Origin of the sequence: Prevotella sp. P5-92, assembly GCF_002251245.1 — a bacterium.
Lineage (GTDB): Bacteria > Bacteroidota > Bacteroidia > Bacteroidales > Bacteroidaceae > Prevotella.
This window is the reverse complement of sequence record NZ_NPJG01000098.1, coordinates 122,679-142,267: the sequence shown is the minus strand read 5'-3', so window position 1 is coordinate 142,267 and position 19,589 is coordinate 122,679. Positions and strand designations below refer to the sequence as shown.

The 19,589-nt window shown below is 42.2% G+C and carries 24 protein-coding genes and 2 pseudogenes; 12 read left to right on the top strand and 14 right to left on the bottom strand.

Translation table 11 applies throughout. The features are described from left to right. Nucleotides 1-510 (bottom strand): tyrosine-type recombinase/integrase (locus CIK99_RS10345; RefSeq protein ID WP_158215969.1); only part of this gene is annotated, 510 nt, incomplete at its 3' end. A 535-nt stretch (nt 511-1,045) separates the two neighbouring features. Here CIK99_RS10345 and CIK99_RS10335 point away from each other — a divergent pair. The 8 genes from CIK99_RS10335 (at nt 1,046) to CIK99_RS10305 (ending at nt 5,662) form a co-directional block, all read left to right on the top strand. After that, a complete protein-coding gene (locus CIK99_RS10335; protein ID WP_094381434.1) occupies nt 1,046-2,185 on the top strand; it encodes a glycosyltransferase family 4 protein in 1,140 nt (379 codons plus the stop codon). Then, entirely contained in the window at nt 2,182-3,135 is a 954-nt protein-coding gene (locus tag CIK99_RS10330; RefSeq protein WP_094381433.1) for an NAD(P)-dependent oxidoreductase, read from the top strand. The genes CIK99_RS10335 and CIK99_RS10330 overlap by 4 nt, the downstream gene beginning before the upstream one ends. 90 nt (nt 3,136-3,225) lie before the next feature. Continuing rightward, complete coding sequence (locus tag CIK99_RS10325; protein ID WP_094381432.1) at nt 3,226-3,987, top strand: glycosyltransferase family 2 protein; 762 nt, start codon at nt 3,226-3,228, stop codon at nt 3,985-3,987. A 12-nt stretch (nt 3,988-3,999) separates the two neighbouring features. After that, the gene (locus tag CIK99_RS10320) at nt 4,000-4,236 is read left to right on the top strand and encodes a hypothetical protein (RefSeq protein ID WP_144007964.1); all 237 of its coding nucleotides are present in this window, start codon (nt 4,000-4,002) and stop codon (nt 4,234-4,236) included. A gap of 41 nt (nt 4,237-4,277) precedes the next feature. Beyond that, nucleotides 4,278-4,577, top strand: coding sequence for a hypothetical protein (locus tag CIK99_RS10315; protein ID WP_094381430.1), 300 nt, complete (start codon nt 4,278-4,280; stop codon nt 4,575-4,577). 73 nt (nt 4,578-4,650) lie between these two features. Further along, nucleotides 4,651-4,980 carry a hypothetical protein gene (locus tag CIK99_RS10310; RefSeq protein WP_094381429.1) on the top strand — a complete coding sequence of 110 codons (330 nt, stop codon included), beginning with the start codon at nt 4,651-4,653 and terminating at the stop codon, nt 4,978-4,980. Beyond that, nucleotides 4,977-5,108, top strand: coding sequence for a hypothetical protein (locus CIK99_RS15915; protein ID WP_256387398.1), 132 nt, complete (start codon nt 4,977-4,979; stop codon nt 5,106-5,108). The genes CIK99_RS10310 and CIK99_RS15915 overlap by 4 nt, the downstream gene beginning before the upstream one ends. A 314-nt stretch (nt 5,109-5,422) precedes the next feature. Next, on the top strand, nt 5,423-5,662 hold the full coding sequence (locus CIK99_RS10305; protein ID WP_094381428.1) for a hypothetical protein: 240 nt from the start codon (nt 5,423-5,425) through the stop codon (nt 5,660-5,662). A gap of 299 nt (nt 5,663-5,961) precedes the next feature. Here CIK99_RS10305 and CIK99_RS15420 read toward each other — a convergent pair whose 3' ends face one another. The 6 genes from CIK99_RS15420 to CIK99_RS10280 form a co-directional block, all read right to left on the bottom strand. Beyond that, the gene (locus CIK99_RS15420; RefSeq protein ID WP_158215968.1) at nt 5,962-6,072 is read right to left on the bottom strand and encodes a smalltalk protein; all 111 of its coding nucleotides are present in this window, start codon (nt 6,070-6,072) and stop codon (nt 5,962-5,964) included. A gap of 102 nt (nt 6,073-6,174) precedes the next feature. Next, nucleotides 6,175-6,696 (bottom strand): N-acetylmuramoyl-L-alanine amidase, encoded by a 522-nt coding sequence (locus tag CIK99_RS10300; RefSeq protein WP_094381427.1) that lies wholly within the window; start codon nt 6,694-6,696, stop codon nt 6,175-6,177. A 173-nt stretch (nt 6,697-6,869) separates the two neighbouring features. Then, nucleotides 6,870-7,370 carry an HU family DNA-binding protein gene (locus tag CIK99_RS10295; RefSeq protein WP_094381426.1) on the bottom strand — a complete coding sequence of 167 codons (501 nt, stop codon included), beginning with the start codon at nt 7,368-7,370 and terminating at the stop codon, nt 6,870-6,872. A gap of 796 nt (nt 7,371-8,166) precedes the next feature. Then, on the bottom strand, nt 8,167-8,364 hold the full coding sequence (locus tag CIK99_RS10290; RefSeq protein ID WP_094381425.1) for a DUF4248 domain-containing protein: 198 nt from the start codon (nt 8,362-8,364) through the stop codon (nt 8,167-8,169). A gap of 231 nt (nt 8,365-8,595) precedes the next feature. Beyond that, the gene (locus CIK99_RS10285; RefSeq protein ID WP_094381424.1) at nt 8,596-9,042 is read right to left on the bottom strand and encodes a hypothetical protein; all 447 of its coding nucleotides are present in this window, start codon (nt 9,040-9,042) and stop codon (nt 8,596-8,598) included. Next, nucleotides 9,023-9,223, bottom strand: coding sequence for a hypothetical protein (locus tag CIK99_RS10280; RefSeq protein ID WP_144007963.1), 201 nt, complete (start codon nt 9,221-9,223; stop codon nt 9,023-9,025). Before CIK99_RS10280 ends, CIK99_RS10285 begins: the two co-directional genes overlap by 20 nt. 136 nt (nt 9,224-9,359) lie before the next feature. Between CIK99_RS10280 and CIK99_RS14975 the strand changes: the two are divergent. After that, a pseudogene (locus CIK99_RS14975) lies at nt 9,360-9,590 on the top strand (DDE transposase); the annotation flags it as partial. A gap of 197 nt (nt 9,591-9,787) precedes the next feature. Here CIK99_RS14975 and CIK99_RS10270 read toward each other — a convergent pair. Then, nucleotides 9,788-11,551: pseudogene (locus tag CIK99_RS10270) on the bottom strand (AAA family ATPase). A 389-nt stretch (nt 11,552-11,940) separates the two neighbouring features. Between CIK99_RS10270 and CIK99_RS10265 the strand changes: the two are divergent. The 3 genes from CIK99_RS10265 to CIK99_RS10255 are packed head-to-tail and all read left to right on the top strand — an operon-like array spanning nt 11,941 to nt 14,624. Next, on the top strand, nt 11,941-12,723 hold the full coding sequence (locus tag CIK99_RS10265; RefSeq protein WP_144007962.1) for a glycosyltransferase family 2 protein: 783 nt from the start codon (nt 11,941-11,943) through the stop codon (nt 12,721-12,723). 10 nt (nt 12,724-12,733) lie between these two features. Next, on the top strand, nt 12,734-13,684 hold the full coding sequence (locus CIK99_RS10260) for a glycosyltransferase family 2 protein (RefSeq protein ID WP_094381420.1): 951 nt from the start codon (nt 12,734-12,736) through the stop codon (nt 13,682-13,684). A 1-nt stretch (nt 13,685) separates the two neighbouring features. Further along, the gene (locus tag CIK99_RS10255; protein WP_094381419.1) at nt 13,686-14,624 is read left to right on the top strand and encodes a glycosyltransferase; all 939 of its coding nucleotides are present in this window, start codon (nt 13,686-13,688) and stop codon (nt 14,622-14,624) included. Here CIK99_RS10255 and CIK99_RS16080 read toward each other — a convergent pair. The 6 genes from CIK99_RS16080 to CIK99_RS10230 all read right to left on the bottom strand — a co-directional run bounded on the left by CIK99_RS16080 (nt 14,613) and on the right by CIK99_RS10230 (nt 19,550). Next, nucleotides 14,613-15,479 carry an acyltransferase family protein gene (locus CIK99_RS16080; protein WP_371591024.1) on the bottom strand — a complete coding sequence of 289 codons (867 nt, stop codon included), beginning with the start codon at nt 15,477-15,479 and terminating at the stop codon, nt 14,613-14,615. The two genes, CIK99_RS10255 and CIK99_RS16080, sit on opposite strands and share 12 nt — an antisense overlap. Before the next feature lie 87 nt (nt 15,480-15,566). After that, nucleotides 15,567-16,382: a DUF4422 domain-containing protein gene (locus CIK99_RS10245; protein ID WP_094381417.1), complete on the bottom strand. Its 816-nt coding sequence runs from the start codon at nt 16,380-16,382 to the stop codon at nt 15,567-15,569. Between the two features lie 472 nt (nt 16,383-16,854). Further along, nucleotides 16,855-17,301, bottom strand: coding sequence for a transposase (locus CIK99_RS15790; RefSeq protein ID WP_254047777.1), 447 nt, complete (start codon nt 17,299-17,301; stop codon nt 16,855-16,857). Further along, nucleotides 17,243-17,671 carry a hypothetical protein gene (locus CIK99_RS15785; protein ID WP_254047776.1) on the bottom strand — a complete coding sequence of 143 codons (429 nt, stop codon included), beginning with the start codon at nt 17,669-17,671 and terminating at the stop codon, nt 17,243-17,245. Before CIK99_RS15785 ends, CIK99_RS15790 begins: the two co-directional genes overlap by 59 nt. Continuing rightward, entirely contained in the window at nt 17,668-18,252 is a 585-nt protein-coding gene (locus tag CIK99_RS10235; protein WP_094381440.1) for a sugar transferase, read from the bottom strand. Before CIK99_RS10235 ends, CIK99_RS15785 begins: the two co-directional genes overlap by 4 nt. Continuing rightward, nucleotides 18,252-19,550, bottom strand: coding sequence for a DegT/DnrJ/EryC1/StrS aminotransferase family protein (locus CIK99_RS10230; RefSeq protein ID WP_094381416.1), 1,299 nt, complete (start codon nt 19,548-19,550; stop codon nt 18,252-18,254). Before CIK99_RS10230 ends, CIK99_RS10235 begins: the two co-directional genes overlap by 1 nt. Between the last annotated feature and the right edge of the window lie 39 nt (nt 19,551-19,589).

The following is a 19,589-nucleotide window of genomic DNA, read 5'->3' as shown; positions in this document are numbered from 1 at the left end:
TTTACGCCCCTTGCCTTGGAAGACGAACAGCTTCTTGCGGTCAAAGCAGATGTCGTCCCATCTGAGGCGGCATGCCTCGCCGACCCTGAGGGCGCAGTCGTAGATGATGGCAAGCAGGGTCTTGTCGAACAGGGCGCAGTTGCGGATAAGACGGGCAATCTGTTCTTGGGAGAGCACTCGCGGCAACCTCTTCGGCTTGCGCACGGGAGGGAGTACGAGACCTCCAGGTTGCTTAAGCCCCATCACCTTGTAGTAGGCCTGCAGTCCGAATACGGTGTGCTTGAAGAAGGACAGGCTGCAACGGTTTTTGTCCAGGAGTGTCGACAGATAGTAGTCGATGTCCGTCTGGGTGAACTCCTCCGGCAACTTATTGAAAAACAACACTGCCTGAGCAATCTTCAGGCGATAATCATAAATACTGCCGTCTGCATACTGTGCCAGACGCAGCTTTTTAGTAACAAGCGAAATGCGGTCCCTGAATTTGGGTACAGCCGCGATCGCCTTGTCCAATGTATTATTGGGCATGGTTATTTGTGGTGGAGGGGATTAATGACGGGGGTGTTAAGGGAAAAGACCCGTCATCTCCCTTCACCTTTTAGAGAAACGTAAAATAAGTGTGAAATATTGTAGTGGAAGGTTATAAGCCGCAGGACTTTAGCTTTTTTCACCGCAATGAAAAATTAGTGCAACAATGTTTCTATAGCATGCGGCGCATGTGTGTTGGGGGGGGGTAAAAATTGGTGACAATGTAAAAATCGGAGCAAACTGTGTTGTCGTTAAAGATGTTCCAAATAATGCAACTGTTATTGGAGTGCCTGCTCGTATTGTCAGGCTTAATGGAGAACGAGTAGATATTAAATTATAAATACTGAACTTTCGCATATCAGGAAGTTAAAGGAGTTAAGGAAGTTAAGGAGTTAAGACGTATGTCTTGCTGCTTAAAAAACTACGCCCAAAAGACTGTGGTCTTAACTCCTCAGCGACCGAAGGGAGCGATAACTCCTTTAACTTCTGAGCTTGCGAAACTTGAATAAATATAAAAATAATGCGTATATTGTTTATATCAAATTATAGTGACTTGTATGGTGCAAATCGTTCCATGCTTACTATAATCGAGCATTTCAAGAAAAAAGGAGATGAGGTCGCTTTGATTTTGCCAAAACATGGTAATATAGAGGAGGCGTTAGTGCAAAAGAATATAGAATATGTTGTAATAAGCTGTTTTACGCAGCTTTATTATTATAAGCCTCAATTAAAGTATCTAGCTCTTCCTTTCTTAGCTATGCATACTTATTTTCAGCTATCTAAAATTGATAAATATGTATGTAGTTTTGAACCAGACCTTATTTATTCTAACACTTCAGCAGAGAATTTGGGTATAAACATAGCTAAAAAGAATGGAATTAAGCATATCAGTCATATTCGTGAATTTATGGATTTGGATCATGATGCTAGATTTGTATATGGTAGAAAAAAGAAAAAAGACTATATCAATCAAAGTGATGGCGTAATATATGTTTCTAATTCTGTTGCCAATCATGTTAATCTTGGGGAACCATTAAAGTCATGGCAGAAGGTTATCTATAATGGCGTTAATACCATAGATTTTGCTTACTCTGATAAAGAACTTCCTAAAGAATTAAATTTGGGCATAGTAGGTATTCTTGATCCTGAAAAAGGGCAAGATGTTGCTATTAGAATATTACCAACAATTTTGAAAATATATCCTAATGCTAAGCTGCATGTTTGGGGTGATAAAGTTGGAAAATATAAGAATAGCCTATATAAAATGGTTCAAAGAATGCAAATATCTGATAGTGTTGTCTTTCATGGTTTTGAAAAGAATCCGAATGTAATTTATAAGGACATGGATATATTGATGATGTGTTCAAGGAGTGAAGGTTTCGGACGGGTTACAATTGAAGCTATGCAGAGAGCTATTCCGGTTCTTGGTTATAATAGTGGTGGTACTTCGGAATTAGTAAAAAACGGAATAAATGGATATTTGTTTTCCAGTGCGGAAGAATGTGTTTCTGGCTTACAACAATTATTGTGTTCAAAAGGTGAATATAATAAAGTAAGAAAGGGAGCTTTCGATGATTCTAGGGCTAATTATTCTGTTGAATTATATTGTTCTCGAGTTGATGAATTTGTTAATTTTATAATGAATAATAAGATAAAATGAGTAAGATATTGGTTACTGGAGGCTCTGGTTTCATTGGAACTAACCTCATAGAGCATCTATCAAAAGATACTCAGTACGAAATTCAGAATATTGATATTGTGAAGCCAAAGATTTCGGTTCAGGATAAGTATTGGGTGCAAGTTGATTTGCGTAATCATGATGCTGTTGTTGCAGCAGTAGAGGCTTTTGCTCCAGATTATGTTATTCATCTTGGCGCAAGAACAGACCTCAATGGCAAAACGTTGCAGGACTATGAAGCCAATATGGGTGGTGTAAGCAACCTGCTTGATGCAATAGAAACTGCAGGTACTGTGAAACGTGCAATCTTTGCTTCTTCCATGTATGTATGTGAGCCTGGCTATAAGCCAAAGGACTTCGAGGATTATGCTCCTCATACTTTGTATGGTGAAAGTAAGGTGGAAACTGAAAAGCGTATCAAGACAGCTAATCCTTCTTACACATGGAGTATCATCCGTCCAACTTCTATTTGGGGGCCTTGGTTCGGTGAGCCATACAACAGATTCTTCCATATCGTTTTGAAGCGAATGTATTTCCATATGGGCAAACGTGCTTGTAAAAAGACGTACGGATATGTGGATAATGCTATTTATCAAATCATATCGATATTGAATGCTGATGCCGAAAAAGTTAATCGCAAGGTGTTCTATCTTGGAGACTATGAACCGTACGATATTACGGAATGGGCCAACGAGATAGCAAAACATGCTGGCATCAAGATACCTGACATTCCGTATTCCTGCTTTAAGTTGGCAGGATGGTTTGGAGATTTCTTAAAGCTATTTGGTATTTCATTCCCAATGACCAGCTTCCGCTTGCATAATATGACTACAGATAATGTGCATAATCTGAATCCAATCAAGGAAATTGCTCCGAATCTGCCTGTTGGCAGAGAAGAGGGAACTGTGAAGACATTGGAGTGGATAAGTTAGCAGTGTGGCTACAAAGGATATGGAAGCAAATGGAATATATCAGGGCAATCCTGCGGTGAAAATAAGAGAGAGAAGAATAAAGACATTAACATGAAAATTTCAATTATAACAAGTTGCTATAACCGAGCTTCAACGATACGTGGTGCAATAGATAGTGTGCTGGAGCAAGATTATGCGAACATTGAGTACATTATCGTGGATGGCGCATCTAAGGATGGGTCTGTGGATGTCATACTTGAGGCAATTAAGGGACATGAAGATAAGGTAAAGTTTATTTCAGAGCCTGACCATGGGATGTACGAGGCTATCAATAAGGGAATACGGATGGCGACTGGGGATTATATCGGGTTGGTTCATTCTGATGATTTCCTCTATTCGCCTCATACTATTTCTGATATTGTGAAGCAGCTGGAAGCTACTCATGCAGACTTCCTGTATGGAGATGGCATGTTTGTGAATCCAGAAAACACGGATAAGGTGGTGAGGAAATGGATTGGTGGAACCTATAGGTTATGGAAAGTACGTCATGGGTGGCTGCCACTGCATCCTACATGCTATATACGTAGGGAAGTAATGGAGAAACGAGGGCTGTACAACGAGTCCTATAAGATAGCAGCAGACTCCGATCTGCTTTTCCGTTATCTATTGGGTGGTGATATTACTGTTACCTATTTACCGGAGTATATAGTCCGTATGAGAATGGGAGGATTGAGTACAGATAGTGCCAGAAGAAAGCAGATGTGGAAGGAGGATATCCGTATGTATCACTCGCATGGAATGAATGCTACAATAACGAAAATTGAAAAGATGCTGTGGAAAGTGCCGCAGTTCATCAAGGCGAAGTTTATGTAAACTGCGTTTATTATGAAAAGAGTATTTGGATTAATTATTGCAGGTGTGATGAGCTTGGGCTCAACGGCTGCGGATACGGATGAGGGATATGTGATTGACTCGTTCTGGACGAACTGGTATCTGGAGGCAGGATTGGACATGTCGCTGCAAAACCCTTACGGGCATGACTTCTTCGGAGGGGTGTTTCCCAACGGAAAGACGTTCGGAGTGAATGTAAACCACTATTATAACGTATGGTCACATAAATAAATAGTAATACTTTTGTCTCCGAATTCAAAACATTATTGAAAATGGAAACGAAGGACGAGTTGTTGAGCGAAGGCGAAAAATACTTTGAAAAGGTTATGCAGGACTTTAACCAGAACCGCAAAGGTCGAAACCTGCGCAAGTATTGTAATGATGAGGGTATTGACTACAAGTGGCTGTCCGAATACAAGCGCACGTATGGCGCTACCAAGACCGCATCTGCCACAAAAAACAGCACGACGGATGGTATCAGTTTTACCGCCCTGGATGTCATTGAGAGCAAGATGACTCCCGAAGAACACCGCAAGGAGTCCGGGTGGACTGTAAAGCAGATAATCATATAACGATTTCACCACATCACGCGTGAGCAGGCCATGTTCTTGCTGTCAAACGCGATTCAATCAGAAATATACATTTATGACAACGACAAAGATGACCAAAGAGCAGGAGGAGGGATTTGAGCGGTACATGGAATGTGTCCGCGGATTGGACGAGGACCAGGTGTCACGTCTGGCAGGACGTGAGTACGAAACTGTCCAAGAAATGTATGAAGAGTTGAAAAAGGAGATGCTCATCAAGCATGAACGGGATCAGAAAAGAATAGCGGAACTTAAGCAGCAGATAGCTGCAAAGAATGAAGAATTAGCCCGTAAGGAAGCCTTGAAGAAAGAGCTTGAATCACAAATTTTATTGGAAAAAGCAGAAGCGGAAAGACTCGCATCTCATTGTATGAAAGCTGCAAAATGAACAATTTGAACTTTGGAAGGTATATTGAAGACATCCTTACCCGCATGAAAGACGGTGATGAGGACTACCTCTCTATGCTCCCATGTTATTATAAAGCACCCGAAATTAAGGTCGAGGAGTGTGCATAATGCATCATCCTTGACCCTAAAAACTATGATTTAGAATTATTTTTGAAAAAAGTTATCTCGTAAATGCTTGAAAAATAGTGGTTACGTTATAATGGTCGTTTACTCCACGTGGGCAAGTTCGGCGCATGATTCTTCTTAGGCAAGTAGTTCGACTCAGATCACTATAAACACAAAGGGCGAGGGATGGGGTATGGGATGATTTCCACACGATAAGATAATCGTGATATAATAAGCAGGCAAAAGGCGCGATGCTGGGATTCGGAATCCTTACAAGCATCACATTATAATTTTATACAATCTAAATTCTTTACATTATGAAAGTTTCAATTTCAGAAATTCGCAAGGACAAGGTATTCTTGTTTCTTGCCCCAGATGCTACTCAAGACGAGTTGCAGGATTTTGGCATGAAGGTACAAGCGTGGATGTCTTCGCATTATGAAGGTATCCCATGTTCATTCTATCTTCACACCACAGATGGTAGATTAGCCATAGTCTCAATCCTTGACGTTAACAATGGATGGGATGGCCAACAAGTAGAAGAGGTCTGGGATTAAACGGACATCCATCCGCACAGGTGGAGCAGCAATGCTTGCAGTTCGATACTGCCGGATGGAGCAAAAAAATAATGTAACTGTTCGGTGAACCCCGTCATTGTCATATAGAATAATTATCGTACCTTTGTCGCTGATATTTTCACTTTATATTTTTAGCGACAATGTACAACAAGAAGCGAAACAAGCAGCCTCTGTTTGCTTACGGTGAAGTTCGAGTTGCGTTATGCGGAAATGAAAGGGATATGAATGGCATATAACAACGAAAGGGCGGGCATCGTGATTGATGCCCGCCGCGATCGTCATAACATGGACATGCAGCTGGTGACGCCGAGGGTGGTGGCGATGGCTGTGGCGATGGAGACGATGAGCTGAAGGATCAGCTTCCAGGTGGATCTGTTTGTTGTTGACATAGAATTGAGATTTAAAGATTAATAAATAATGATGGGTTGACGAGTTGTTTGCGGGCATCGGTGAGCATTGGAGGGCATCAGCCATCAGTCATCAGCCATCAGTCATCCCTTCATCAGGTAGGCGAATTCTTTGCTGGGCTTGAAGCAGGGACAGGCTTTGGGGGTGGCGCCGGGCATCTCGCAGTGGCCGCAGATGAGGGCCTTGGGGAACTGGCGATGGAGGTCGCGGAGGAGACCGATGAGGGAAGCTCGCTGCTTGAGGGTGCGGGTGTCCTTCGGTTTGCCTTTGGCATCGAGGCCGCCCTCATAGCAGATGCCGATGGAGCAGCGGTTGAAGGGTCGGCAATGGGCTCCTACCTCGTTGAGGCGGCGGTGCTGCGTCACGGTGCCATCACGGCGGATGTAGAAGTGATAACCCACGTCGATGAATCCACGCCGCAGATGGTCGCGCCTGAGCTGCTCAGGGGTGTAGTCCTGGTCCTCACGGGTGGCGGTGCAGTGGATGACGAGAAATCTGACTGATTCGGCCGACATGTAGATGCCTGACTCGATCTTGGTGAGGAGCATGTCCTCCGTGGCGACCGTGCCGCCAGCGATGTTCATAGGGTATTGTTCGTGGAGCATGACATTGTTGTTATTACGATAACGATAACGATAACGATGACGATAACGATGACGGGAACCGGTCTGACAAGCGGGTCATTTCGATTACGGATTATACCGATGATGCTGATGACTGAAACAGTCAATGGCCGTCGAGATCAGTCTCCCGTCTCGTTATCGCTTTCGTCAGGACTTTAGATCAGACTTCCGCCGCCGCCTTCTTCTGACGTGCCGGGATCTTCACTGTTGTCGGGTGTCTCGACGGTGGAGTCGGCGGGGACGGTGCCGTTGTACTTCACGAGGGTGATCTTGTCGGGCAGAAGGTCGTAGATGCGCTTCTTGTTGATCAGCTTGAACGAGGGGTTGAAGGTGGGGACAAGGCCTACGATGAGCTTCGCAGTGGCTTCTGCCTCGGTCTTCACAGTGCCGGAGGTGATGAAGCGGATGGAGAGGTTGCCGAAGCCAAGGAGCTGGATGTTGTAGCCTTTCTTGAGGTTCTCCTTCACGTAGTAGGCGTAGCGGTCGAGGACGTTCTTTACGTCGCCTGGGGTGGCGGAGGACTCGGCGGCAATCTGATTGGCGACGTCATCGGTGGTCAGGAGGCCGTAGCTGACGGGTTGGACACTGTACACGGTCTTTGGGTTCTCCTTGTCGAACATCACCGTGTGTTTAGTTACTTTGTAAGCTTTACTCATTTGTGATTGCCCATCGCCGGTATGGGACTTGGTGTTTACACAGCAAGGGGGCTGTGCCCGGCAGGGGGTTAAACATAATATTTTTGGGGTGAACGCGAATGTCCGGGAATTGACCGTAAATTGAAGAAAATTATTCTCGTGTGAATTCTTGTTCCAAGATAAGATCTTTTTTTATATGAACGCGAATTATCGGAAATTATACGTAAATTGAAGAAAATTATTCTTTATGGAAATTCACGGATAATTTGCGGTAATTTGCGTTCAGATATTTTTTTAGAGGGAACAGCAATTATCAGCAATTGTCCAGCAATTTAAAGATTTTTTTAATTGCCGTTATATTGTTGGCAATTATTCGCACAGCGTTAATATTTAGAGGTGCTCATCAAGCTAAAGCAAGTTCTTCACACATTATATATTTTCAGCGGTGTTCATCAAGCTAAAGCAAGTTTTTCGCAAGCTCATCAGCTTCGCAGTGTCCGTTCAAAAGAAAAAAGGGAGTGGCAGTAAGTCAAAGAGCGATTGGGTTTCGTTTTCTGATGCAAAGGTACTACATTTTAATTTGGCGGATGCTCATGTTTGCTCATGTCTGCTCATATGGAGCGGGAGAGATGAAAGGGCTCTTGCCTGGTGATAACTGAATGGGGGATTCAGATGGGAACTGAATGGGGTAGTCAGTTGGTAACTGATTGCGGTGTTCAGTTGGGTACTGAATGGGGTAGTCAGTTGGTAACTGATTGCGGTATTCAGTTGGGTACTGAATAGGGCTTTCAGTTGGGAACTGAATGCGGTGGTCAGTTTACGGATCACCAAGGTAGTGCATGATGAGACGGACTTGCCTTGCTGTCAGGGTCTTGGTCTTCTTGTATGGCTGACCTATTTCCTCCAAGGCGGCAACGAGGTCGGGACAGTTGGCTATCCACATTCGTAACGATCGGACTGCCTCTATCGGGGTCTTGTCCGGGAAATACATATTTGCTAATGCTCTGCGAGTCATGAGACAAAGATATTAAAAATTAAAAATTAAAAGATTAAAGTCTTAAAAGCTGAAAGCTTAAAGAAATTCTCCGTGACAGGCGTGTGAGGTGTGTGAGGTATGTGGGGTATATATACTAACATTTTTATAATTTCTATTAAAGCCCTACTATATAGTAACCCTTTAATTCAATTACGCGAAAATAATATATATAATCTTACGCAACCTAACACATCTCACACGCCATAGACCTCAAAACGGCATGCCCTCCTTCGGAATATCTACGTCATCAGGCATGACAGATCCGATGTCAGAGGCTGGTCGCTCAAACAACTTCCAAAACTTGCCATTATGACTACGATAGCTTACAAACCCCATGTCCTGCAGCGCTTTACCGACCTGCACTGGCGACAGGCGTACCTGGCCGCCGAAGCGGGCGACGATGTCGGAGGCGGTGAGATAGACTGCCTTCTCATTTTCGCCGGGCTCGCGGTAGCGGGTGGCGATGAGTTCGCGTGCAAGGTTTGGGGGCTCATAGGCGCGGTTGCGGGTGTTGAGCTTCGCAACCTCACCAGTGTCAAACCAATACCTGAATCCCGTGTCGAGAAGATGACGGATCTGAGAATATACGCCGACATAGTTGATGTTGGCCTCCCACGGGTTGTCGATATGATCGACTTCAAAGACGAGCGAAGGCATCGTCCTTGGTCATACGCTGCGAGTTGGTCTTCACGCAGAAATACCGGCGCAGCTCGGGCGGCTGCAGGTTGTTCATAAACGACGTCTTATACGTGCCTTGCGGACCAAGAAGTACGAAAATTTGATGGTTCACCACATCGTCGTCGATAGTGGCAGCCACCATAGCCACCAGCCAAATCAATTATCAGTAATTAGTAATCATCCATCAACATCGCCTCAGGACTTTAGCTTTCTCACTAAAGTGAGAATTAGTATGTACCTTTGTAGATGATAAGAAAAATCCCCCAATCACCCTCAGAAAGTGACAAATTGGGGGAATCACAAAGGTGTACCGCCAGCAGAAGAATCACTTTGACAGCAATGCCCCCAGGGAAAGCATTCCCGACAGGATCGTGAGCATATCAAAGCCATACGTGAGGCCCATCGTCCGTGGCAAGGAGGTGAAGAACGTGGAGTTTGGAGCCAAGTGCAACAACATACAGGTTGATGGTATCTCTTTTATCGAGAAACTCTCCTTCAACGCCTTCAATGAGGGCACAACTTTGGAGTGCCGTTATACTAGCAAAAAGCAATTAAAGCTGGTCGCATGGAACATCAAGACACCAAGCTGACCTCTATGCGTCCACGACTGAAAGAATTTAACGACAATCCCTAATATAAACCACGATCGATCACCGACTCAAAATCGGCCACTCCGTATGGTATTTGCTTTACTGTTTCCATTTCGTAAGAATCTTAGTTACATTTATTCAACAACCTCTTCGCACGCCACCATCTCAACTCCACGATATACTACATATACCTTGTGGAGGGTAGTCGTGCCTATCTGTTGTTTGGCATTGACTGTGTCGGCATAGCGGCATACTTGGGCTTTTGCCTGTTCGATGGTGGAAGCCACCTGGGCGTCTGTAGCCTTGCTGTTGAGATATTTCAACTTTACTATGTAGGAGTGCTCCATGTCGTCGTAAATCTCCTGGCGAGGACGGAGGAAGATGTCGGCATAGCCGTTCTGGTTGTCAAGTTCGGAGATGGGACGATAGAATCGGCACACGCTAGTAAGGGCAAGGGTGAATCCATGCACAAATGACTCGCCCTTTTGACGGTCGTGTTGTGAGGCGAAGGTGTAGATACTGTCGGCGATAAACTGGAAGAAGGGTTTGAAGTCGCCACAATATGCCATAAGTTGCTCTTTCTTCCTGATGTCATAATCGTTGTATGTGAGGTCGTTGTCGCTATAAGCGTCAAGGAGATAGGAGAATATCTGCTCACGAACCACCTCGTTGGGTATGATAAATTTGGTGTCTCCCTGATAGCGACCTCCAATTGTGACCAATCCGAAGTAATACAAGAGGCTGATGAAGTTGTTATCTTTGGCGATGTCCTCGGCAGGGAATCCTTCCTTTATCTCTCCAGTGACAAAGCCTTGCGACACAATTGTCTGTATGACTGATGCGTCATGGGCAAACTCCTTGTCCTTGCGTATGAGCATACGAAGCTTGTTGTAGTCCACACGGATGTTTTCGTCAAGCATTTTTTGGGGAATGCGGCATCTGTTGTCTAAATATTTATACATAAAGGAAAGCACCATGTTGGAATTGTACATGGTGGTTTCGCCATAAGCATCTTCTGCAAAGCAGTAGTTGTCGTAGTACGGCTTTATTATCTCTATGAGCTCGTCTATTGTGTGATGAAACTCGTAGTGCTGGGAATAGTATGTCAGCATCTGGCGCACTTCCTCTTCAGTGAATCCAACCATCTCGTTGAAGCCGTAGGCAAGGGAATAGTTGGTGCCGATGTTGAATCCGCTTGTAAGGTCGTCAAGCGTCACAGGACTTTCGCCTGTTATGAACACACGCTCGATGGATGAGTCTGTTCCAGACTTTATGGTGTCGAAGAACGTGCGCAGATAGCCAGTGCCATGAGTCTCCTGACGGTATTCTTTTTCGCGCGTGGCATCCGAGAGGATGTTGTTGGTGAAGTGGTCATACTCGTCGATAAAGAGGTAGATCTTCTGACGAGCGTTAAGACATGCCTTACACAGATAGTCGAGTTGTTTAACAGCACCATCTTCCTTAATCATTTCATCTAAGCAAGAAAAGGGCAGCAGATTAGCGTATCTTCTGCAGAACATGGTGAATTCTATTCTGCAATGTGCATCCATCGCACTTCGGTAGTTGCCCAAGTCGGCATTTACCACTGCAAAGTTGAGGTTCATGACAAGATACTTGTTGCGGTTTGGCGTTGGGTTCTTGCCTATATATAGGTCGCCATAAAGTCGTTCGAACTTATCTGCTGTGTTGATGTCATAGTAGTGGCGGAGCATCGACATGGTGAGACTTTTGCCGAACCGTCGGGGGCGGATGAAGAAGAAGTAGCGGTTGGAGTTTTATTTCTTCTCAATAAAACGTGTCTTATCGACATAGTAATAGTTGTCTTCACGAATTGCCACGAAGTTCATCATGCCGTAAGGTATGCCAAGAGGCTTGCTTTTTATGCCATTTTCATTCATATTGTGTCATTTTTGTATTTTCACCTCCACGGTAGTTTGAGGAGTCTGTATCTCCATGGTCAGTAGTCTTAATTGCGTCTTTTCCATGTGATACTTATTTTCGGCAAAGATAACAAAAATTGGTCATATTTCAATATGTGTCACCGCATATTTTAGATTAATTAATCTTTATACACCTTATATAATACAAATCATATGATTTGTTGTCGTGAAACAGTGTGTTGATTATTGAAAAAATGCGAGTTACGAGTTACGCATATTTAAAAATAACTAAGATATTATTTGGTGGTTTGGGAAAAATAGCTTAATTTTGCACAAAATATCATACTCGATATTCAAAATATGCAATTTGCACATTGGATTTATGCATCTATGAACATAACATTGATATGAAATATACTATTATAACCATTAACTACAACAATGCTGATGGGCTTCGCAGAACGATAGAAAGCGTGGTCTGCCAGACGTATTCCGACTACGAGTATGTCATTATCGACGGAGGCTCCACTGACGCAAGTGTTGATATAATACACAAATATGCCAAGCATGTTGACTATTGGGTATCGGAAAAAGATGGTGGTATATACAATGCAATGAACAAAGGCGTAAAAGTCGCCCATGGAGAATATCTGATATTTATGAATTCGGGGGATGTGTTCTACAATAATAGAGTTTTTGAAAATATCGAATTCTCACAAAAAACAGACGATATTATTGTGGGCAGGGTTTTAACAGATGATGGCAAGGAATTTATGCACCAACCTCAGCAGTTGACAATGTATTTTTTATATTCAAGTACTATTCCCCATCAAGGTGCTTTTATCAAAAAGCAACTATTGGAAAAGCATCCATACGATGAAACATTAAAGATTACCTCCGATTGGAAATTTTTTGTGGATGCTATAATATATGATAATTGTTCTGTGGGATTTGTTGATATAGTTGTATCAAAGTTTGACGTAGATGGAGTGAGCACTACAAATCCTGAAAAGACATGGAATGAGAAATTGGAAGTTATGCGCACTATGCTTCCCCAACGAGTGTTGCAGGATTATGAGAATATGAAACAATCAGAATGTCTTACTCAATCTCTAACTCCTATACTCAGACAAAGATACAGCATAGACAAAATACTGCATCGTATAGGCACATTATTATTAAAAATATAACAATAATCGTATGAAGAATAGCATTAGGGTTTCAATATTAGTTCCCATTTATAATGTGGAAAAATTCATTGGCAAATGTCTGGATTCAATTTTTTCCCAGACCTACACCAATGTCAATTATGTTTTTGCAGATGACTGTTCTACCGATAATAGTTTGATGGTGTTACAATCCAAATTAGCCGAATACTCAATTAGCTCTGAAAGATATATAATAATTAGACATTCAGAAAATATGGGAATTGCCCAGACTCGTATTGAGCTGTTAGCAGAGGCTGATGGCGACTATGTACAATTTATTGATAGTGACGACTGGATAGAAAACAATATGATTGAAGCCATGGTTGAGGCTACCGACAATGGTAAAATTGATATCGTAGGTTGTGATTTCTTTTGGGAATATGCCAATGGAAGAACTAAAGCAAATTTTGATAATTTTGCAGGTTCATGTTTTGATAATATGATTAAAACCATAAATTTTCAAATAACACCTGTGTTATGGAAATTGCTTGTTAAGAAATCATTATATAGAAATTTTAAGATAGATAGTAATATAAATGTTGGAGAAGATTATATAATATCAATAAAACTATTTTTTTATGCAAAGTCTTTCAAACATGTAGAACAACATCTATATCATTATGTCCAATTAAATAAATCACGGCTTTCATCACAAATAAAAAGAGGAATAAAAGATCACATGAAGGCAGTTATAGAAGTAGAATCATTTTTCAAGAATCAAAATATTAACAATGAGGCCATTATTGAGCAACTTATGCTTAGGAAATTCAACATTCGAAGCAATTTTTTGAATAACAGATTTTTGGATTATGATGAATACAATAATTGCTTTCCTGAAACCAAGGGTATTTGGCGCAAGATTAACTACACTAAACGTGAAAAGTTCAAATTTTGGCTTGCAGATCACAAATTATTTTTTTTATTAAAGCTAATACAAAAGTAATATGGATAGAAAACAATATACTGTAGCAGTTTGGTGCATTACATATAACCAAAAAGAATTTATTAAGGATGCTCTTAATGGATTTATTATGCAAAAGACAAATTTCTCGTTTGTCGTAATAGTTCATGATGATAAGTCAACAGATGGTACTACAGATATAATACTAGACTATGCCCAAAAGTACCCTGATATTATCATTCCCGTTATTGAAACAGAAAACCAATGGAGCAAGGGAGGGCTAAAACATATTATTAACATAATGAATAATCGCTTTAGAATTGGCAAGTATATAGCATTTTGTGAAGGAGATGATTATTGGACATCCCCAGACAAACTCCAAACCCAAATAGATTTTCTTGAATCTCATCCAGATTATTCTATGTGTTTCCATAGTGCAGTAAAAAAATATGAATGTGACACTATAGCATGGATTAATTGTGAGAATATTGAAGACAAAGATTATGATGCTACTGACATATTCATTAATTGGACAGTTCCCACTGCTTCTGTAGTATGCAGGAAAGAAGCAATGGATTTCTATGCTAATATCAAGGGCGCTGAGCGCATTCAAAACTATGACATATTCATTATTCTTAGTTGTGCGATGACAGGGAAAATCAGAGGCATTAGCAGAAAAATGTCTGTTTATAGAATACAAGGAGAAGGGCTAACATATAATCAAAATGCACTCATAAAGTGCAAGATGAATAATCCTGAGCATTTTGAATGTCTAAAGGAAAACTTTCCCATTGTTGCACGCAAACCTATAGACAACACCATTGCGAAGACGCTATTTGAGAGGGCGTTGATACAGAAGAATGTTAAACAATGCCTGTATGATTTATTTTTAAGCATTAGAACATCCCCTCTTACCTTCATAAACGTTACATTACTATTCATCACAAAAAAGATAAAAAGCATGATGTTATCATACAAATGACTTTATTGGAACATCAAAACCCATGTTGGTCAATATTGCAATACATATATGAATAATATATAAGATTACCCAATGTGAAACGTAAAACATCATTGAATTCCTACCAATATATCCCAAGCCAAGCCTATCAAATATTCTCATTTTACATATTGTATTAATTGTCAAACATGCTAGTATTGAACCTATCAACCAATACACATACGAACCTTCCCATAGTATGTTAACTCTCATGTCCACATAACTTGGCTCTAAGCAGACTATAGACAAATAAATAATAATAGGGCAAGTAGTCATTATATGTTGAACTATAGAAGATTTTTCAGAAATTATATTACTATTGTTTTTAATAATATATCCTGATAGAAAAAAGAATAGCCCTGTTGGTACATTAGACAGAAGGATGAATCTCAGAGGTGAAAAAATGTAAGATATATAGCATATAATACCCAATAAAAGAATGACAACTATCAAATTGAATCTGAATTGCAATAATTCGTTTGCCAATAATCTTACAAGAAAGAGCGACAATAAAAACCAAAGAGGCAAGTTGCCTACAAGGGCACTGTCACAAACAAGTTGTTTAAGAGGATAAATAACATACAGTTTCCAATCAAAAAAACCACTGACACATAAAAAGATGCAGTAGATAAGATGTCCTATTAGCATCCATTTTAAATAAGGCTTGATTAATCTCTTAAAACTATTTTTTGCCAATACCTTTCTTTCTGATAACTTGAAAAAGTAGCCGTTTTTGAAAAAAAACCATGGCATGAAAAAAAAGAATACATGGCGAAAGAAGCTCATAAACGAGGTGTCATCAAAACCGAAATGTATTGAACAATGCAACAAGATCATATAGAGTATCAACACTCCACACGCATTATCAATTTTTTTTTCTCTTCCCATAATAATTTTTTTAATATTATTTCCAATGTCGAAAAATCATGATATATTAAACGCTAAAGAATTCCTAAACTTCCAGTAGCAATACCTAAGATTCGAAGGATTAACAAACTTGTCCTCTATGGGCATTATCACCGGTACATACTTCACCCTAAGGTTTTGCCTCATGCAATAAACATTGATAAGTCGTTCGGACATATATCCAAATATACGTGCCTGGTCGGGATATGGAGATAGTTTTACCCTGCGTTCCACCTCAAACAGTATCTTAAACATCCATTCTGAATACCCATCAAAATGTTTCCATCTGGTAATAAACATGTTATATCCTGAATAACCGTTCTCATTATTCATCAGATGATCGAAGGCCGGAAGATAGTCAGGCGACAAATCCGAGATAACATCCCTAAGGATATTTAGGTCGTTAACAAGATGGAAAACCTTGTATTGCGTACCTACACTATATGGATAATGGCGTTTGGGAGGCAATATTATGTCACACTCAGTGTCAAGCATCTTTTCCAAATCCGGAAATATGTATGGTTTGTCAATATAATCTATGGTCGTAAAACTACGGTCGGGAGAAAACATCGGCCATCGTCTTTCAAAATTAAAATATCGGCGATAATGATTCAATCCAACAATATCTGCCTTTTCGTTTTTCCACATCCAATAATGACAAGTCAATTCACAGAAATGCGGATTCTTGCTTGAAATATTGTCACCAGTGTTGTCGGCATGATATTCGGGGATGATGTCGTGTTGGGCGGCACCAGCCTGAATGGGGAAAAAGTATTCATGCTTAGGCAGTGCCACATTCTTGTGGGCACACACCATAATTTTTATGTTTGCCATATGATTCTGAATATGATGAAAATATGCTGCAAAGATAGCGATTTTTTCTAAGACCAACAAAGGAATCTTAGTTTTTTTCTTATTATTGTGTATTACAGAACTCTCTAACTACTGGCACGACTGTACCACATTCTTGTATCACGGTTGTTCCATAGCTTTTGAGACGCACGTTCCATAGTTATGGTGACGAGTATTCCATAGTTGTGGGACGGTCGTGATACTAGTTATGTAACAACAGTCCCAACCGCTTTTCTTGCAGATTGCCGTGTAGTTTAACTAGGGATTGTCGTTTAATTTTTTCAGTCGTGGACGCATAGAGGTCAGCTTGGTATCTTGATGTTCCATGCGACAAGTTTTAATTGCTTTTTGCTGATATAACGGCACTCCAAAGTCGTGTATTTGCTACCTTTGCCGATAACAGATTAGGAGTTCTCTTCGGAGGACTCCATCTTAATTCCGTTTCAGATGTCTCTTATGCCGTCTTGGTCTCTTGCAGCCCTGCCAGACGCCCCGCCAGATGGACTGCGTTCGCTGTGTGGATGCCGAAGAAGATGTACAGGATCTCTGTTTTCTTCTTCCTGGCCTTGATCCTGCGCATGGCGTAATGCTCTTTCTGTGTTCCGAACGAGCCTTCCATCTGAGTGGCCCTGACTCTTGCCAGTTCCTTGCGGACATAGTCTTCCTCCCTCTTCTTCTCTGCTGATGGACGGCCACGCTTGACGAATGATGTCTGTATGCCCAGTTCCTTGCAGAGGTCCCTGTTGGCTGTGCCTGCATAGCCGGTGTCGCCACCAATCTTCTTCGCATCCACACCAAACAGCCGCATGTGCATCTTGATGCAATGTCCGAGTCTTGTGCCCTCATTGAAGGCGTTGAAGGAGTGTGTCTCGATGAAAGAGATACCGCATCTCGCTCTCATAGCATGTCGCATCTGTGTAGAATGTATCAAGCTCTTTCATGTACGGTTTCCATGCATCTGCGAGTATGTTCTGCTGTTGCTGGATCTTCAGCTTGTCGGAAAGCTCGGAGATGATGTCATCTATCAGCTTGTAGTTCGTCAGGGGGCACAGAGGATTGACGTACACGTCGCAGAATATCTGATAGTGGACGTTGCCGTTCAACTGCTCCAGCAGTTTCGGGGCACTCAGCTGGGTGTACATCTTCAGGAACATCAGAGCAACTTTGCCCTCCGGGGAGAAGAAGGACTTACGGCCACGCTTCCGTACTGGATGGTTGCTCACCAAACCAAAGTTCACTGCCATCTCATTAAGAGGGAGAAGCCGTTTCATACGATCGCCTTGAAAGTCTGGAATATCAACTTTATGTCATACCAAAACGAAGCATTATCAACATATTCCAAATAGAGGCGAATTTTCTCCTGCATGATAATGTGGATATAATAATCCTCTGGATCATCTGCCTGTTCCATCAGTTCATTCTCGTTACGGAACTTGATCGAGGCCGGATCGGTGATGCCTGGACGCACATCCAACACACGCATCTGTTGGGGAGTCCAGTAATCAACATAGTGACGCACTTCGGGACGCGGTCCTACAAGACTCATGTCGCCGACAAAGACATTGATGAGCTGGGGCAGTTCGTCGAGTTTGTATTTGCGAATGAAGTAGCCAGAACGAGTGACCCGGGGGTCACGACCGCCGATAGTGACCAAAGAACCCTTGTCGGCCCCTACACGCATGGAGCGAAACTTGAATATGCGGAAATCCTTATTGTGCAGGCCTACCCGCACTTGGCGATAGAAAACAGGACCTTTTGAATCCAATTTTACCCATAGGGCCACAAGCAAAAGCACGGGACTGAGAACCAACAGTCCACAGCCCGATGCCACTATGTCAAACAAACGCTTTATCATAACGACTTGACTATATCACAGAAATTTGAGACGACATACTCCACATCCTCCTCTGTCATCTTGGTGTTTAGAGGAAGCGTGATTTCATTCTCATACATATGGTAGGCATTAGGGAAGTTCTTGATGTCAAATCCAAGAGCCTTGTAGGCAGTCATCATAGGCAGTGGTTTGTAGTGGACATTGGTGGCAATGCCACGCTCTGCCATCAGTTCAATCACCCTGTTTACCTCCTCGCGAGTGCGTCCAAGCAGACGCAAGAGATAAAGGTGGTGAGAAGATCGGTGGTCAGCGTCCTCATGGTTGAGATAAACCACCTTGTGGTCAGGCGCAGAATCAAGGTTGAGGCAATCAATCGCCTTATTATACATAGAGACGTAATTTATGCGCTTGGCCAATATCTGAGGATAACGCTCAAACTGAACGAGTCCCATAGCCGCCATGATATCTGTCATGTTACACTTATACCACGGTCCGATGATGTCATACTCCCAAGCGCCGAGCTTCGTTTTGGCTAAGGCGTCTTTGTTCTGACCATGGAGCGAGAACAACTGGCTGACTCGATACAACAACTCATTCCACGTCTCTCCTTCTTTCTTAGGTACAATGGGCAGATAATCCACATCCACAGGAACGACACTATTGCCGAACGACAAGTTCCACGTCATTGCACCTCCCTCAGCGGTAGTGAAGTTCTTCACGGCATGAAACGAGAACGAGGAGAAGTCGGCTATTTCGCCAGCCATTTTCCCATGCCTTTCGGCACCGAAAGAGTGGGCACAGTCTGCACTGACGATGATTCGTCCGACGTTAGCCTGCAAAGCGTTGTCTGGATGAAAGAGATGCTTCTTTGCCTCAACTATTTCAAACACACGGTCGTAGTCGGCCACGATACCGGCTATATCTACAGGCACGATTACCTTTGTATGTTCAGTAATAGCCTCAGAGAGTTTGTCGTAATCCATCTCGACACAGTCCTTCTGACTGTCAACCATAACCAACTTGCAGCCTATATGTTGCGTTACAGACGCTGTAGCTGTATAAGTATATGCAGGAACTATCACCTCGTCATCTGGCTTAAGGTCGAGCAGATGCAGGACCATTTCCATAGAAGCTGTGGCAGAATTAAGACACACCGTCTTATCGGTATGCAGGTATTCTGAAATCAGAGACTCCAGTTTCTTGGTGCGCGGACCGGTAGTGATCCATCCGCTTATGATGGCATTCTTTACTTCTTCTGCCTCCCGTTCAGTCATGTCAGGAGGCGAGAATGGTACATTACGCAATTTCATTGTCATTATTTATTTAGTTCTGATAAACCGTTATTTTTTCCTCTT

What these genes read in the sequence shown, in the direction of transcription:
- CIK99_RS10290 (WP_094381425.1), bottom strand. Translation starts at nt 8,364, where the DNA reads ATGACTCGCAGAGCATTAGCAAATATGTATTTCCCGGACAAGACCCCG.
- CIK99_RS10230 (WP_094381416.1), bottom strand. Translation starts at nt 19,550, where the DNA reads ATGACAATGAAATTGCGTAATGTACCATTCTCGCCTCCTGACATGACT.
- CIK99_RS10265 (WP_144007962.1), top strand. Translation starts at nt 11,941, where the DNA reads ATGAAATATACTATTATAACCATTAACTACAACAATGCTGATGGGCTT.
- CIK99_RS10255 (WP_094381419.1), top strand. Translation starts at nt 13,686, where the DNA reads ATGGATAGAAAACAATATACTGTAGCAGTTTGGTGCATTACATATAAC.
- CIK99_RS10310 (WP_094381429.1), top strand. Translation starts at nt 4,651, where the DNA reads ATGACAACGACAAAGATGACCAAAGAGCAGGAGGAGGGATTTGAGCGG.
- CIK99_RS10295 (WP_094381426.1), bottom strand. Translation starts at nt 7,370, where the DNA reads ATGAGTAAAGCTTACAAAGTAACTAAACACACGGTGATGTTCGACAAG.
- CIK99_RS15790 (WP_254047777.1), bottom strand. Translation starts at nt 17,301, where the DNA reads ATGAGAGCGAGATGCGGTATCTCTTTCATCGAGACACACTCCTTCAAC.
- CIK99_RS16080 (WP_371591024.1), bottom strand. Translation starts at nt 15,479, where the DNA reads ATGATCTTGTTGCATTGTTCAATACATTTCGGTTTTGATGACACCTCG.
- CIK99_RS10315 (WP_094381430.1), top strand. Translation starts at nt 4,278, where the DNA reads ATGGAAACGAAGGACGAGTTGTTGAGCGAAGGCGAAAAATACTTTGAA.
- CIK99_RS15915 (WP_256387398.1), top strand. Translation starts at nt 4,977, where the DNA reads ATGAACAATTTGAACTTTGGAAGGTATATTGAAGACATCCTTACCCGC.
- CIK99_RS10325 (WP_094381432.1), top strand. Translation starts at nt 3,226, where the DNA reads ATGAAAATTTCAATTATAACAAGTTGCTATAACCGAGCTTCAACGATA.
- CIK99_RS10330 (WP_094381433.1), top strand. Translation starts at nt 2,182, where the DNA reads ATGAGTAAGATATTGGTTACTGGAGGCTCTGGTTTCATTGGAACTAAC.
- CIK99_RS10300 (WP_094381427.1), bottom strand. Translation starts at nt 6,696, where the DNA reads ATGCTCCACGAACAATACCCTATGAACATCGCTGGCGGCACGGTCGCC.
- CIK99_RS10335 (WP_094381434.1), top strand. Translation starts at nt 1,046, where the DNA reads ATGCGTATATTGTTTATATCAAATTATAGTGACTTGTATGGTGCAAAT.
- CIK99_RS10320 (WP_144007964.1), top strand. Translation starts at nt 4,000, where the DNA reads ATGAAAAGAGTATTTGGATTAATTATTGCAGGTGTGATGAGCTTGGGC.
- CIK99_RS15785 (WP_254047776.1), bottom strand. Translation starts at nt 17,671, where the DNA reads ATGAAACGGCTTCTCCCTCTTAATGAGATGGCAGTGAACTTTGGTTTG.
- CIK99_RS15420 (WP_158215968.1), bottom strand. Translation starts at nt 6,072, where the DNA reads ATGTCAACAACAAACAGATCCACCTGGAAGCTGATCCTTCAGCTCATC.
- CIK99_RS10245 (WP_094381417.1), bottom strand. Translation starts at nt 16,382, where the DNA reads ATGGCAAACATAAAAATTATGGTGTGTGCCCACAAGAATGTGGCACTG.
- CIK99_RS10285 (WP_094381424.1), bottom strand. Translation starts at nt 9,042, where the DNA reads ATGCCTTCGCTCGTCTTTGAAGTCGATCATATCGACAACCCGTGGGAG.
- CIK99_RS10260 (WP_094381420.1), top strand. Translation starts at nt 12,734, where the DNA reads ATGAAGAATAGCATTAGGGTTTCAATATTAGTTCCCATTTATAATGTG.
- CIK99_RS10305 (WP_094381428.1), top strand. Translation starts at nt 5,423, where the DNA reads ATGAAAGTTTCAATTTCAGAAATTCGCAAGGACAAGGTATTCTTGTTT.